The following is a 14,443-nucleotide window of genomic DNA, read 5'->3' as shown; positions in this document are numbered from 1 at the left end:
GCAGCCGCGCTCGGCGCCCGCCAGACCCACAACCACCCAGAGCGCCCGTCAGCGGATGACACCCGCCAGGCCCGTGCAATGGCCGCGTCATCACCGCCTCAACCTTGCCCACCTGCCGCAGAACTGTGCGCCGCGGGTCCACAGCCCCGCGATGGAGAAGCCCTGTGAGTACACACAACCAAGCCGATCAGACACCCGTTGCCCGCTACAAGCCCTACAAGGGCCCGGCCGGTGGCTGGGGTGCCCTGATCAGCGTGGCCCAGGCCTGGCTGACCAGCGACAACGCGCTGAAGAACATCCGCATGATGCTCAAGACTAACCAGAACGGCGGCTTCGACTGTCCGGGCTGCGCCTGGGGCGATTCGCCGGAAAGCGGCATGGTCAAATTCTGCGAGAACGGCGCCAAGGCGGTGAACTGGGAAGCCACCAAGCGCCGGGTGGACGCGGCCTTCTTCGCCAAGCACAGCGTCACCTCCCTGCTGGAGCAAAGTGACTACTGGCTGGAGTACCAGGGCCGGCTGACCGAGCCAATGCGCTACAACGCCGAAACCGACCGCTACCAGCCCATCAGCTGGGAAAATGCCTTCAGCCTGATCGCCAAGCACCTGCGCAACCTGCCCAGCCCGGACATGGCCGAGTTCTATACCTCGGGCCGGGCCAGCAACGAAGCGGCGTACCTGTATCAACTGTTCGTGCGCGCCTACGGCACCAACAACTTCCCCGACTGTTCGAACATGTGCCACGAGGCCAGCGGCGTAGCCCTGGCGCAAAGCGTCGGGGTCGGCAAGGGCACCGTGACCTTTGACGATTTCGAACACGCGGACGCGATTTTCGTCTGGGGCCAGAACCCCGGCACCAACCACCCGCGGATGCTCGAACCGCTGCGCGAAGCAGTCAAGCGCGGCGCCCAGGTGGTATGCGTCAACCCGTTGAAGGAGCGCGGCCTGGAACGCTTCCAACACCCGCAGAATCCGCTTGAAATGCTCACCAACGGCAATCGACCGACCAACACCGCCTACTTCCGCCCGGCCCTGGGCGGCGACATGGCGCTGCTGCGGGGTATGGCCAAGTTCCTTTTGCAGTGGGAGCGCGATGCGCAGAAAGCCGGGACGGCGTCGGTGTTCGACCATGACTTCCTCAACGCCCACACCGCCCACGTCCTCGATTACCTGGGCACCATCGACGACACCCCCTGGGAGCAGATTGTCGAGCAGTCCGGCCTGACCCTGGTGGAAATCGAGCAAGCGGCACGCATGTACGCCAAGGGCAAGAACGTGATCATGTGCTGGGCCATGGGCATCACCCAGCACCGCCACTCGGTGCCGACCATCCAGGAAATCGCCAACCTGATGCTGCTGCGGGGCAACGTCGGCAGGCCTGGCGCCGGGTTGTGTCCGGTGCGTGGCCACAGCAACGTGCAGGGCGACCGCACCATGGGCATCAACGAACGCCCGCCTGTGACATTCCTCGATGCCCTGGAGCGGCGCTTCCAGTTCAAGGTTCCTCGGGACAACGGCCACAACGTGGTCGAGGCGATCCACGCCATGCTCGAAGGCCGCTCGAAGGTATTCATCGGCCTGGGGGGCAACTTCGCCCAAGCCACTCCGGACAGCCCGCGGACCTTCCAGGCCCTGAGCAATTGCGACCTCACCGTGCAGATCAGCACCAAGCTCAACCGCAGCCACTTGGCTCATGGCAAGGACGCGCTGATCCTGCCATGCCTGGGTCGCACCGACATCGACCAGCAGGCCGGCGGCCCGCAAGCGGTGACCGTGGAAGATTCCTTCAGCATGGTCCACGCCTCCAACGGCCAGTTGCAGCCACTGTCGTCGCAGATGCGCTCCGAGCCATGGATCCTCGCCGGGATGGCTGCCGCGACCCTGGGCAGCCAACCGGTGGACTGGAACTGGCTGGCAGCGGATTACGGGCGCATCCGTGACCTGATCGCCGACACCATTCCCGGCTTCAAGGACTTCAATGAACGGCTCAAGCACCCGGGCGGTTTCTACCTGGGCAACAGCGCCGGCTCGCGCCAGTGGAACACCCCTTCGGGACGCGCCAATTTCCGCGCCAACCTGCTGCCCAAGGACCTGATCCACGAACGCACCCGAGCCACCGGGCAACTGCCGGACCTGATCCTGCAGTCCATGCGTTCCCACGATCAGTACAACACCACCATCTACGGCCTCGATGACCGCTACCGCGGGGTCAAGGGGCAGCGTGACGTGCTGTTCGCCAACGAAGCGGACATCATCCGCCTGGGCTTCAAGCCGGGGCAGAAAGCCGACATCGTTTCCCTGTGGGATGACGGCCGCGAGCGTCGGGTCAAGGGCTTCACCTTGCTGGCCTTCGACATCCCGGCCGGCCAGGCTGCGGCCTACTACCCGGAAGTGAACCCGCTGGTACCGTTGGAAAGCACCGGCGATGGCAGCCACACCCCAACGTCCAAGTTCATCGCCATCCGCCTGGAAGCGGCCAGCGACAACGGCCTGATCATGGCTCGCTCGGCCTGATGCCTGACTTGAGGGCCTCTTCGCTGGCAAGCCAGCCCCTATGGTTGACAGGTAAGCCGTAGGAGCCGGCTTGCCGGCGAACGCTTCCCCACGACTCTGAATCGCGGACACAAAAAAGGCCGCTCTTGCATAAAAGCGGCCGTTCCGAAGTAGCTAAAGACCCGTAAAAACCACTTAAGTTCCGCAATAAAAACAATAAGTTACGAGATTGTGTACAACTCGTGCTATTCGTCGGATTTCGTTTGTAAGCGTCGTGGTACAGCCTCAGGATCGCGCCGTCATCCCTTTGAGGCTCATGTATGAAGTTCTCCTCGATTCTCTTGTTGTCCCTTGGCCTGGTCAGCGGCATCGCCTCTGCTGGTGGCACCACTGAAGCAGGTGTGGGCGGCGCATTGGGCGGGGTTCTAGGCTCGGTGGTCGGTCAGCAGATCGGCGGCAATACCGGTTCGGCCATCGGCGCGGCCCTGGGCGGCGCAGGCGGCAGTGCGGTGGGTGCAGACAAACGCAGCCGTGGCCAGGCAGCCATTGGCGGTGCCCTGGGTGCAGCCGGCGGCAACGTGGTCGGCCGCAGCATGGGCGGCAATACCGGCAGCCTGATCGGGGCCGCGGCAGGCGGTGGCGCCGGCGGCGCATTGGGCAACTACATGGGCAATGAAAGCGCCCGGGAAGATCGCGACTACCGTGGCCGCGACGACCGCCGCTACTACCGCGACGGCCACCGTGGCCGTGGCCATGCCTACGGGCATCGCAAACACCGTCACTATCGCGACTGATCTGGCCGACAGGTATCGGGGTCAAACCACCAGCAGGTGCTCCAGGGCCGCTCGCAACGCGGGCGGAATCGGCACCGGCTGGTTCGACCGCCGATCCACGAACACATGGACGAAACGCCCCGCCGCACAGGCATCCGCTTCTCCCGCCTTGAACACCGCCAGTTCGTACTGCACCGAACTGTTGCCCAGCTTGCCGACCCGCAGGCCGATCTCGATACGCTCGGGAAAGGCGATGGAAGCGAAGTAGTCGCAGGCCGAGCTGACCACGAATCCCACCACCTCGCCGTCATGGATATCCAGCCCGCCCTGTTCGATCAGGTAGGTGTTCACCGCCGTGTCGAAGAAGCTGTAGTAGGTGACGTTGTTCACATGGCCGTAGACGTCGTTGTCGTGCCAGCGGGTGATGATTGGCTGGAAGTGGCGATAGTCGCCACGTTGCGGCATAGGCTCGGACATCGGGGGCTCTCTCCCATGGATTGAAGGCCGGGCGATCGGTTGATCGCCCGGCATTTCACCGCAGACACCCAAGCCTGGGCAAACCCTTTTGAGCCCCTTGCGCCGGTGGCTTGTCAGGCGGCCAGATGAGCCTCGCACCACTCACGCACGGCAGCGTATGGATAGTCCTCCAGTGCCGCGAACCCCGGGATACTGCGCGCCTTGAGTTTGGTGAACAAGGGCACGCTGATGCCGCAGAGAAAGCGCGTCAGCCGCTCCGCTCCCGGCACATCGCCGGTGTGCTGCTGATGCCTGTGGATAAAGTCGCCGCACAGCCCGTTGAAGTTTTTATCCACAAGCGCGGGCAATACGGGTGGTTCCGGCAGTCGTGGTACCTGGCCATGACAGACCGAACAATGCCCACAACGCTGGGGCGCCTGATCATCACCGAAATACTGCGCCAGGCGATGCCCCAGACACTGCTCGGTGGCAAACAGGTCGAGCATGGCGTGAATCCGCGCAATCTCACTGCCCTCATGCCGGGTGAAGTAAGCGTGCAAGTCTGTGCTCAAGGCACCGGCATCGAAGTCGGTTTGCAGCAGGCTGTAGACCTCGGTCATCTGCTTACTTTCCAGCTCCACCCAACCCTTCTCCTGGAAATAATCCAGGGCCTTGACCACCCGGTTGCGCGGCGCCTGGTACTGCTCGTAGAGCGCGTCGAAATTCACCGTGGCCCAGGTCCGGGCCCGGCTGGAGGTGTTGATGACGGCCTGGACGAAGTCCCGGCGCTCGCCTTCGAAACGCGCCAGCAAGGCCTCAGGCTCCAGCAGGAACTTGAAGCGGTACTCAGCGAAGTAGGCATAGCGTGGGGCGATCAGGCCCCGCAACTCCAACTGCACCAGCAGGGTCTTGAGTGGCAACTGGCGGATGTTGCTCTGGTCCGCCAGAGGCCCGAGCAGAAACTCCCATTGTCCTTCCGGCACCGACGCCTGCAATTCATCCAGCACACAGCGAATGCCGCTCAACTCAGGAGTGTCGCCGTAGACGAAATTCTCCAGCACGTTGAGGCTGTCGCGGTTGGCCAGCACCAGGCAATCCGATGGCTGGCCGTCGCGCCCGGCACGGCCAATCTCCTGGCTGTAGTTCTCGATGGACTTGGGCAGATCGAAGTGCACCACGTTACGGATGTCGCTCTTGTCGATGCCCATGCCGAAGGCGATGGTGGCGACGATGCAGTTGCTGCGCCCCTCCATGAACCGCCGCTGGATCGACTCGCGCTGCTCATGGGGCAACCCCGCGTGGTAGGCCTCGGCGGCGATGCCCTGGCGACTCAAGTGCTCGGCGATCTGCTCGGCGGTCTTTTGCAGGGTCACGTAGACAATGCTTGGCTGCCCGGCCCGCTCGCCCATCCACTGCACCAGGCGCTGGCGCTTGTCGGCGCCGCGCACCGGTTCCACCAGCAGGTTGAGGTTGGGCCGATAGAAGCCGGTGGTCACCACGTCGGCCACGTCGATGGCGAACTTGGCCTGCATGTCGGCGATCACCTTAGGCGTCGCCGTGGCCGTCAGCAGCAGGGCCTGGGGAATGTTGAACTGGCGCTGGTAGTCCGGCAGCTTCAGGTAGTCGGGACGGAAGTTGTGGCCCCATTCGGAGATGCAGTGGGCCTCGTCCACCACCAGCAGGGAAATCGGCACCTGCTGCAAAAAGTTGCGGAAGCGCTCGTTCTTCAAACGTTCCACCGAGATCATCAGGATCTTCAGTTCACCGGAGCGGGCCCGAGCCATGACGTCATTGGCGTCATCGCGGCTCTGTGCCGAATCGATGCTGGCGGCAGCGATGCCGTGGCGCTGGAGAAAGGCCAACTGATCCTGCATCAACGCCAGCAGCGGCGAGACCACCAGGGTCAGATGCGGCAGCAGCAAGGCCGGCAACTGGTAGCACAGGGACTTGCCGGAGCCAGTGGGAAAGATCGCCGCCGCCGAGCGCCCGGCCAACACCGCGCTGATCGCGGCCTCCTGGCCCGGACGAAACTGTGGATAACCGAAGACCTGTTCGAGGGTGCTGTGCATAAGGGTCACTCCTTTGACCGCTGACCTGTCCTTGAAGACTAGCGGCACAGGTCGGCGGTTCGAGAAAAGGTCGTGGAAAAACAGATACCGGATGATACCGGGCGAAGGGGACGACAGGACCTAACGCAAGCTTCGGCAGTCCAGCCATTGCACGCCATTGTGCCGATTGGCCTCGAGCAGTGCCGGCACCGCCTGGGGCGCCTTGGCGTGGGTGTCATGGAACAGGATGATGCCACGCCGCCAGAGCAGCATCAGGGTCTGCACCCGCTGGACGGCAGCCGGCGCACTGACCTTCTTGCTCCAGTCCTGGGAGTCGATGTTCCACAACATCAGTTGCAGCCCCTGGGCCTTGAAGAACGCGGCGCTGTCGCTGCGTCGTTGCCCGTAGGGCGGACGAAACAAGGGCTGGTATTCATCCGTCAGGGTGCGATTGACCAGGTTGGCGCTGTGGATCACCGAGTTCTGCCACTCGCGCCATGAGGAGTGGGATTTGTGCTCCCAGCCATGTACGCCAACGCACTGACCGTCGTACAACTCGCGCATCTGCACAGCCGATGAATGGCTCAGACGCGCCTGAAAAGAGTCTCCCAGGACAAAGAACAGGCCATGCAGATCCTGGGCACGCAGCACATCGATCAGTTGGTCTGTACGCCCGTCGTACATGCTCGGGCCGTCGTCGAAGGTCAGCAGGAACTGACGGTCAGCCAGTTCATCGCCCAGCCGCTCTGCCGGGTCCATGCGCTGGATCTCGCTGCTGACGCTCGGGAACAGCGCCGCCAAGCGCAACTGCTCATTCAGGTACTGAAGATGAAACAGCGCACTGGCCTCGGCCCAGCTGCCATAAGTGGCCTTGCTGCCACCGGTGAAACTGACCACCAACTGCCGCAGCTCGCCGAGGTTGCGCACCGGCAGGCAGAACGGTGCACCTTCGCAGTCCTGGCTGGCCAGGCGGTAGTTGTTCAGCAACAACTCCCAGAAGCGCTGACGCACCTGATTCACTGACTTCAGATCCAGCTGCCTGACTCCGAGCCGCTGCTTCAAGGCCTGTTCGTCCAAGGCTTCGCTGGCCAGCAGCGCCTTGCCAAACATCAGAATCTCACCCCGTGAGGCAGTGTCGAATTCCGCGGCGCTGGTCAGGGCATTCGGCCAGCCACTGCGGTCGATGGTGGCGAACACCTGCGGCCCGGCCGCCTGGGCCACGCCGCCGGACAGGCACAGCGCCAGCAACCAGGGGAAAACACGAAATCGCATACCAACCTCCATAAATGCACAACGCGCCACTGCCGGCGCGTTGTGGAGATAACTTCTGCCTGTGTGATCAGCGGTTTTGCAGCCGCTCTATGGCCTTGTCGTACACCGGGTTGGCCTTCTGCTCCCGGGCTTTTTGGTAGTGTTCAAGCGCCGTGGCCAACTGCCCGGCGTCCTCGTAGATGCGCGCCATGTCGTAGTAGGCACTGGCGCGAATGGTCGATGCGGCCGGGCCGCTGGCCAGGGCGATGGCCTTGCGATCAGCGGCAAGGGCCTCATCCGGACGGCTGTTCTTGCGATTGGCCAGGGCCAGGTTGCTGTAGGCCTGGGCAAAGCCCGGGTCGAGCTCGATGGCTTCGCTGTAGAAGATCCGCGCCCCGCCGAAATCGCCCTTGCGGTAGGACTCCTCGCCTTTGAGGTTGAGGCTCTTGGCATCCACCGGCCCGAAGTCCTTGCCCACCACTTCATCGATGGACTTGGCATTTTCCAGCAGCGGGTCGAGCGCGCTCATGACCGACTCCGGCTCCTCGCTGCCTAGCAGCAGCCGATCGATATCCTGCAGGCGGCCATCGGCAGTCAGGCGAAACACCACCCACAGATTGCCCTTGCGGTTCTGCGGCACGCGGTAGCTGCGGATCAGCGCAGCGCCTTTATAGACAAAGACCCGCGCTTGGCTGCGGCCCAGGCGCAACGCTTCGTAGTTGGTGCTGTTGGTGAAGTCGTGCACGGCAAAGACGTAGGCGTCGCCCGGCACACGCTCATCGATGGTGATGGTTTCCGGGCGGCTGCTGTCGCTGCTGTCTGCCTCCAGACGGGCTCCCGGCCCCTTGCCGGTGGCGAAGTACAACAGCTTGTGGGGATAACTCAGATGAGCATCGAGGTCTTCACCCGGCGCACTCCAACTCACCACCACGCGCAGGCTTTCGGGGTTGTCCAGCACCGGACTCAGGGCGTAATTCAAGCCCTGGCACGGGCACTTGACCCGCAGGTCGGCGTAGCCGGCTTTACGGATCAGCAACTCACTGGCCGGCGAATCGGTTACCTGGGCCGTCAGGGTTACCCGGCCCTGGGCATCGGTGCTTCCTGAAACCTGAGTCGCGCCCTGTTGCACCTGCACCTGGGCATCGGCCAGCGGCGCGCCCTTGGCCAGCGCATCCAGCACCTGGATCGACAGCGCCTGAGCCTGTACCGAGCTCGCCAGCATCCCTAGCCACAACAGCGCCGCGAGGCGAAAAAAAGCCATAACAAAATCCCTGTAGATAAGGGTGACCGGGCCTCTGCCCCGGCCCACCAGCCAGCGGCGAACCATACACAGTTTTGCCCGCCAATGCTCGGTCCAACCAGGGAAATACCGGGCAAAAAAACAGTGCCAAGCTCTCGAAATGGCCCGCTGGCGCAACCACTTGGTGACTTGCAACTCAGCCGGAGAATCGCCGTACACTCCACCTTCTCAAACGCCGCAAGTGAACTCCGATCATGCAACTGGCCCCTGGCTTTCCCGACGACGCCACCATGCGCCAACTGATGCAGTTGCTGCATGAAGAAATCGGCCTGCCTGAGCGCAAGACCCTGCGCCTGAGCACCGCCATCAATCTCGACCTGGGCTGCGACGGCGCCGATGCCCGGCATTTGCTGCACGCCCTGGAAGAGCAGTTCGGTATCGACTTTGTCGACTTCGACAGCTATCGCTACTTCCAGCCCGAAGGCTTCGACCCGTTTCAGAAACGCCGGGCCAAGGGCCGGGGCGACAAGGTGCCGCTGACCATCGGCATGCTGTACCAGGCGATCAGGCAACAGCGCTGGGACACCCAGGTGCTGGAAGCGCTCTAACCCCGGCAGGGTCAAATCCGCCCTCGAAAAACATCCGCAGCAGCGGCCTGACTCGCTCAGTAACGAACTGGCGCACCCAAAATTAAGTGCTAATATTCTGGCAGTTTTAGTTAAAAAACACAGGAATAATGGCACATGGCTAAGAAAACCGCCCCACTCCTGCCGGCCACAAGCAAGCTGCTCGATGCCTTTGGCGAACGCCTGAAACTGGCTCGACTGCGGCGCAAGCTGACCGCCAAGCAAGTGGCCGAACGCGCGGGCATGTCACTGACCACATTGCGTTCCCTGGAATCGGGCGGGTCCGGCGTGACCATGGGTGCCTACCTGTCGGTGATGCAGGTGCTGGGGCTGGAAAAGGACCTGGAGCAACTGGCAGCCCGCGATGAGCTGGGCCGCCAGTTGCAAGATGCCCGGCTCTTGCCGGGAGACAGCAACGCACCAGGCAAAGCAAGCCGCGCCCCCAGCCTGCGTTCGACCAAGGCGCCTGCTGCCGGCCTGACCCTGCATGAAGCCGCGGCCGAGCCGATCCCCCCAGCGCCGCCCTCGGCGGACTTTCCGATCAATACCCAGTCGCTGAGCAGCCTCCTGAAGCCCGCGAAAAAGCGCACACCCAGGATCGATGAGCCATGACCCTGATCGCTGTATATGCCGATTGGGAGTCTTTGGGCGGGCCAAGGCGCCTGGGCTGGCTGCATTTCGGGACAGTCCGCGCTGCCAGCGTCTTCGAGTTCGAATATGACCCCGCCGCACTGCTCGATCCCGAGCTGACCAGCATTGCCCTGGACCCGCGCATCGGGCGATTCACCGGCCGGCAATTCAGCGGCCAGCAGCAAAACCGCTTTGGCGTGTTTGCCGACTCAAGCCCCGATCGCTGGGGCCATCTACTGATGCAACGCCGGCTGGAACGGGACATTCGCGAAGGCCTGGCGCCCGCCGGCACCCGCCTGCAGGACGCCGACCTGCTGCTGGGGGTGCATGATCTGTATCGCGTCGGCGCCCTGCGCTACCGCCTCGATGACCAAGGCCCGTTCCTGGATGATCGCGACGGCCTCGCGGCGCCGCCCTTCGTCGAACTGCGGGCCCTGGAACAGGCCAGCCGCGCCCTGGAAAACGATCCGCACAACAGCGCCGCCGACGGCGGCCAATGGTTGCGCATGCTGATCGCCCCGGGGGGATCACTGGGCGGCGCCCGCCCCAAAGCCAGCGTCGCCGACGACAAGGGCCACCTGTGGATCGCCAAGTTTCCCAGCGTCCGCGACGAACATGACGTCGGCGCCTGGGAGATGCTCCTCAACGCCCTGGCCAGCCATTGCGGCTTGCGAGTTCCCGAGGCAATGGCGCAACGCTTCGCCAGCGACCAGCACTGTTTCATGGTCAAGCGCTTCGACCGCACCGAAGCGGGCGGCCGACTGCACTTTGCCTCGGCCATGACCCTCACCGATCGCAGCGACGGCGACGACGCCTCCACTGGCGCCAGCTACCTGGAACTGGCCGAAGTGCTGATCGCCCACGGTGCGCAAACCCGTGCCGATTTGCGTGAGCTGTGGTCGCGCATGGTCTTCAACCTGCTGGTGTCCAACAGCGACGACCACCTGCGCAACCATGGCTTCATGCTCGAACCCGGGCGCGGCTGGCGCCTGTCACCGGCCTACGACATGAACCCCTGCGCCCACGCCAGCGGGCTGAAACTCAACATCAGCGAAGCCGACAATGCGCTGGACCTTGAACTGGCACGGGAAGTAGCGGCATATTTCCGCCTCGGTCGTGCAGAGGCAGAAGGCATCATCGAACACTGCCAGAGCGTGGTTCGCCAATGGCCCACCCTGGCCCAGGCCCTGGGGCTGTCACGGCGTGAACAAGAACGCATGGCCCCGGCGTTTCGACTCGCACAGCAGTAAACAGTACGGCCGTTGGGCTCCGCCAACCCGTCAATCGACAAGGACAGTCAGTGGACGTATTGATGGGCTTGCTCGCCGCCCTACTCTGGGGCGGCACCGATTTTCTCGTGGGGCTCAACGTGCGCGCCGTGGGCGTGAAACGTGCGGTGTTCTTCAGCCAGAGCCTGGGGTTCACCCTGATGAGCCTGCTGCTGGCGATCTTTCCCGCCATCCTCTACAAGGCCATGGCCGCGCCCGCGCAGGTCTGGCTGATGGGCGTGCTCGCCGCGGCCTTTACCGTCTCCGGCGCCCTGGCCCTGGGCAAGGCCTTCGCCCTGGGCAAAGCCTCCATCGTCGCCCCATTGGTGACCTCCTACGGCGTGGTCACCACCCTGCTGTCCTGGGCCAGCGGCGAACAGATCAGCCTGCTGCAACTCATGTGCATCCTGTTATGCGTGATCGGCGTGATCCTCTCCAGCCTGCACTCGGACAGCAAACTGCCCCACAGCACCGCCGCCGGCCGCTCGATCTTCTTCGCCCTGCTCTCGGCCGTTCTGTACGGCACCAGCTTCTGGCTACAGGGCCGCTACACCCTGCCGCAACTGGGGCCGATCAGCATGCTCTGGCTGGGTTACGCCGTGGGCAGCGGTGTGATGCTGCTGATGGTGCTTAAAGTCGCGGACGGGCTGAAGATCCCGCCGCTGAGAAACTGCGGCCTGCTGGCCTCCACCAGCCTGATGAACCTCGGCGCGTTCTTCGCCTTTTCCTGGGGCGCCATGAGCGGCTCGGTGTCGGTGGTGACGGTGATCAGCACCCTCTCCGGCGGCATCGCTGCGGTACTGGGCTATGTGTTCTTCAAGGAGCGGCTGACGGCGGTGCAAGTGACCGGCGTGGTACTGGTGTTGCTGGGGGCGTTGGTGTTGCATCTGAAGACGTGAGCCTTTCTGTAGCCCACAAAAAAGCCGCCCCGAAGGGCGGCTTTTTCATGGCAGGCCGAGGCTTACAGCTTTGGACCTGCAGCCTTGATCGCGTCGCTCACGTCGAACTTCTTGAAGTTCTCGATGAACAGGCCGGCCAGGGCCTTGGCGGCTTCGTCGTAGGCGGCTTTGTCAGCCCAGGTGTTGCGTGGGTTGAGCAGGCCGGTTTCGACGCCCGGTACGGCTTTCGGCACGTCCAGGTTGATGATGTCCAGGTGCTCGGTCTCGGCACCGATCAGCGCGCCGCTCTGGATCGCTGCAATCACGCCACGGGTGGTGGGGATGTTGAAGCGTTTGCCCACGCCGTAGCCACCGCCGGTCCAGCCGGTGTTGACCAGGTAGACCTTGGAGCCGAAGCCGCGGATGCGCTTGATCAGCAGCTCGGCGTACTCGCCCGCCGGACGCGGGAAGAACGGGGCGCCGAAGCAGGTGGAGAAGGTCGACTTGATGCCCGAGCCCGAACCCATTTCAGTCGAGCCCACCAGAGCGGTGTAGCCGGACAGGAAGTGGTAGGCGGCTTGTTCTTCGCTGAGGATCGAGACCGGCGGCAGTACGCCGGTCAGGTCGCAGGTCAGGAAGATCACGGCGTTAGGCTCGCCACCGAGGTTCTTCGGTGCGCGTTTTTCGATCAGCTCGCGCGGGTAAGCGGCGCGGCTGTTCTGGGTCAGGCTGTCGTCGGCGTAGTCGGCCTTTTTGTTGGCATCCAGAACGACGTTTTCCAGGACCGCGCCGTGCTGGATGGCTTTCCAGATCACCGGCTCGTTCTTCTCCGACAGGTCGATGCACTTGGCATAGCAACCGCCTTCGATGTTGAACACCACGCCCACGCCCCAGCCGTGTTCGTCGTCACCGATCAGGTAACGGCTTTCGTCGGCGGACAGGGTGGTCTTGCCGGTGCCCGACAGGCCGAAGAACAGGGTCACGTCGCCCTCTTCGCCCATGTTGGCGGCGCAGTGCATCGGCAGTACGTCAGCAGCTGGCAGCAGGAAGTTCTGCACGGAGAACAGGGCTTTCTTCATTTCACCGGCGTAGCGCATGCCGGCGATCAGCACTTTCTTGGCCGCGAAATTGATGATCACGGTGCCGTCGGAGTTGGTGCCATCGCGCTCTGGCTCGCAAACGAAGTTTGGCGCGTTGAGGATCTGCCACTCGTCTTTGCCACCGGCGTTGTACTGCTCGGGGTTGATGAACAGGCAACGACCGAACAGGTTGTGCCAGGCAGTCTCGGTGGTCATTTTCACTGGCAGGTAGTGCGCCGGATCGGAACCTACATGCACGTGGGAAACAAAACGCTCGCGCTCGCCCAGGTAGGCTTCAACGCGGTCCCACAGGGCGTCGAACTTGGCCGCCGGGAACTTGCGGTTGATCGGGCCCCAGGCGATAGCGTCCTGGGTGCTGGGCTCTTCAACGATGAAACGGTCCACTGGCGAACGGCCGGTACGATGACCGGTGCGAACCACCAGAGCGCCGGTATCGGCCAGTTCGCCCTCACCGCGGTTCAGGGCTTCTTTGACCAGATCATCCACACTCAGATCGGTGTACACGGCGTTATTGGCTTGCGTCATGAGGTTCCCCGTCGGCCATTGGCCGAGTGCTCCAAACGTTTTGTAGTAGAAACTCGCGCACTACTACCGCGAAAAAAGTGCGCCGGATTATGCCAGAAAAGCCCAAAAATAGTAGGGTCCTCCCGTCAGTACGGCGTAATTCCGGCGTTTGCCAGGTGATTTACCTGCGCTGAACCGTTTTAGTGACGAGTATCTGACGGTGTGTCGACGCCTGCTCCAGCAAACAATTGCGCGATATCGGCGGCATCAAACAGATAACGCTCGTTGCAGAACTGGCAATCGATCTCGATGCTGCCGCCATGCTCCACCACCAGCTCCTGAGCATCTTCCAGCCCCAGGCTGACCAGCGCATTGCCCGAGCGCTCACGGGAGCAACTGCAGCGGAAACGCAGCGGTTGCACGTCGAACAGGCGCACGGCTTCTTCGTGGTACAGGCGGTGCAGCACGGTTTCGTTGTCCAGGCTCAGCAGTTCATCGGCGGTCAGGGTGCTGGCCAGGGCGGTGAGATGCTGCCAGCTGGCGTCGCGCTCTTCCTGATCGCGCAGGCGGTCGGCGGGCAGTTGTTGCAGGAGCAGGCCACGGGCACTGCGGCCGTCGGCGTAGAGCCAGAAACGGGTACCGGTCTGTTGCGACATGACGAAGTAGTTGGTGAAGCATTCCGCCAGGCTGGCGCCGTCCAGGTCGACAATGCCCTGGTAGCGCTGGCCATGTGTCGGGTCCACGGTCAGGGCCAGGACGCCGTTGGGCATCAGGTCGGCGAGGGTCGCGTCGGGGGCGATCTGCGCCGCGTCGTAACGGGCCAGGCCACGGATCTCGCGCTCACTGGAGCACTCGATCATCAGCAGCGGCACCGGGCCTTCGGAGCGGGCCTGGAGAATCAGCAAGCCATCGAATTTCAGGGTGCCGACCAGCAACGATGCCGCCGCCATCAGTTCGCCGAGCAACTGTGCAACCGGCTCGGGATAGGGGTGTTTGGCGAGGACTTCCGCGTAACTGCGCTCCAGCGCCACCAGCTCGCCGCGGGTGTCGTTCTCATCAAAGATGAAGCGTTGAGTGAAGTCGGTATCCGGCAAATCAGTCATAGGTCTGGGTATCTGAATGATGACAAAAAGGTTACAAGCACCGAAAATTACGATTTTGCACCATGAAGGTGCAG

General features: G+C 63.2%; 12 protein-coding genes. 6 read left to right on the top strand and 6 right to left on the bottom strand.

All coding sequences use genetic code 11. From position 1 onward, the window contains the following. Positions 1-164 precede the first annotated feature (164 nt). Together ACSSVC_RS05225 and ACSSVC_RS05220 are read left to right on the top strand one after the other, a co-directional pair. Complete coding sequence (locus ACSSVC_RS05225; RefSeq protein WP_446439562.1) at positions 165-2,513, top strand: FdhF/YdeP family oxidoreductase; 2,349 nt, start codon at positions 165-167, stop codon at positions 2,511-2,513. A gap of 299 nt (positions 2,514-2,812) precedes the next feature. After that, a complete protein-coding gene (locus tag ACSSVC_RS05220; protein ID WP_123724200.1) occupies positions 2,813-3,286 on the top strand; it encodes a glycine zipper domain-containing protein in 474 nt (157 codons plus the stop codon). A gap of 21 nt (positions 3,287-3,307) precedes the next feature. Here ACSSVC_RS05220 and ACSSVC_RS05215 read toward each other — a convergent pair whose 3' ends face one another. From ACSSVC_RS05215 to ACSSVC_RS05200, 4 genes are all read right to left on the bottom strand, one after another. Beyond that, entirely contained in the window at positions 3,308-3,742 is a 435-nt protein-coding gene (locus tag ACSSVC_RS05215; RefSeq protein WP_123724201.1) for an acyl-CoA thioesterase, read from the bottom strand. Between the two features lie 113 nt (positions 3,743-3,855). Beyond that, positions 3,856-5,790 carry a RecQ family ATP-dependent DNA helicase gene (locus tag ACSSVC_RS05210; RefSeq protein WP_492612049.1) on the bottom strand — a complete coding sequence of 645 codons (1,935 nt, stop codon included), beginning with the start codon at positions 5,788-5,790 and terminating at the stop codon, positions 3,856-3,858. Positions 5,791-5,910: 120 nt separating this feature from the next. Beyond that, positions 5,911-7,041 carry a polysaccharide deacetylase family protein gene (locus ACSSVC_RS05205; RefSeq protein ID WP_346634130.1) on the bottom strand — a complete coding sequence of 377 codons (1,131 nt, stop codon included), beginning with the start codon at positions 7,039-7,041 and terminating at the stop codon, positions 5,911-5,913. 67 nt (positions 7,042-7,108) lie between these two features. Then, on the bottom strand, positions 7,109-8,281 hold the full coding sequence (locus ACSSVC_RS05200; protein WP_404938051.1) for a tetratricopeptide repeat protein: 1,173 nt from the start codon (positions 8,279-8,281) through the stop codon (positions 7,109-7,111). A 233-nt stretch (positions 8,282-8,514) separates the two neighbouring features. Here ACSSVC_RS05200 and ACSSVC_RS05195 point away from each other — a divergent pair, with 233 nt between their 5' ends. From ACSSVC_RS05195 to ACSSVC_RS05180, 4 genes are all read left to right on the top strand, one after another. Further along, the gene (locus tag ACSSVC_RS05195) at positions 8,515-8,868 is read left to right on the top strand and encodes a DUF1493 family protein (protein WP_404938050.1); all 354 of its coding nucleotides are present in this window, start codon (positions 8,515-8,517) and stop codon (positions 8,866-8,868) included. 135 nt (positions 8,869-9,003) lie between these two features. Next, positions 9,004-9,498 carry a helix-turn-helix domain-containing protein gene (locus ACSSVC_RS05190; RefSeq protein ID WP_404938049.1) on the top strand — a complete coding sequence of 165 codons (495 nt, stop codon included), beginning with the start codon at positions 9,004-9,006 and terminating at the stop codon, positions 9,496-9,498. Continuing rightward, positions 9,495-10,766 (top strand): type II toxin-antitoxin system HipA family toxin, encoded by a 1,272-nt coding sequence (locus tag ACSSVC_RS05185; RefSeq protein ID WP_492612048.1) that lies wholly within the window; start codon positions 9,495-9,497, stop codon positions 10,764-10,766. Before ACSSVC_RS05190 ends, ACSSVC_RS05185 begins: the two co-directional genes overlap by 4 nt. A gap of 62 nt (positions 10,767-10,828) precedes the next feature. Beyond that, a complete protein-coding gene (locus ACSSVC_RS05180) occupies positions 10,829-11,683 on the top strand; it encodes an EamA family transporter (RefSeq protein WP_492612553.1) in 855 nt (284 codons plus the stop codon). Positions 11,684-11,745: 62 nt separating this feature from the next. On the opposite strand, the gene ACSSVC_RS05175 is transcribed toward ACSSVC_RS05180, so the two are convergent. Together ACSSVC_RS05175 and hslO are read right to left on the bottom strand one after the other, a co-directional pair. Beyond that, on the bottom strand, positions 11,746-13,287 hold the full coding sequence (locus ACSSVC_RS05175) for a phosphoenolpyruvate carboxykinase (protein ID WP_446439567.1): 1,542 nt from the start codon (positions 13,285-13,287) through the stop codon (positions 11,746-11,748). 179 nt (positions 13,288-13,466) lie between these two features. Next, complete coding sequence (hslO, locus tag ACSSVC_RS05170; protein WP_346634125.1) at positions 13,467-14,369, bottom strand: Hsp33 family molecular chaperone HslO; 903 nt, start codon at positions 14,367-14,369, stop codon at positions 13,467-13,469. Positions 14,370-14,443 lie beyond the last annotated feature (74 nt).

Source organism: Pseudomonas sp. E1BtOHC1 (assembly GCF_058744285.1).
This window is presented reverse-complemented; position numbering and strand designations above follow the sequence as displayed.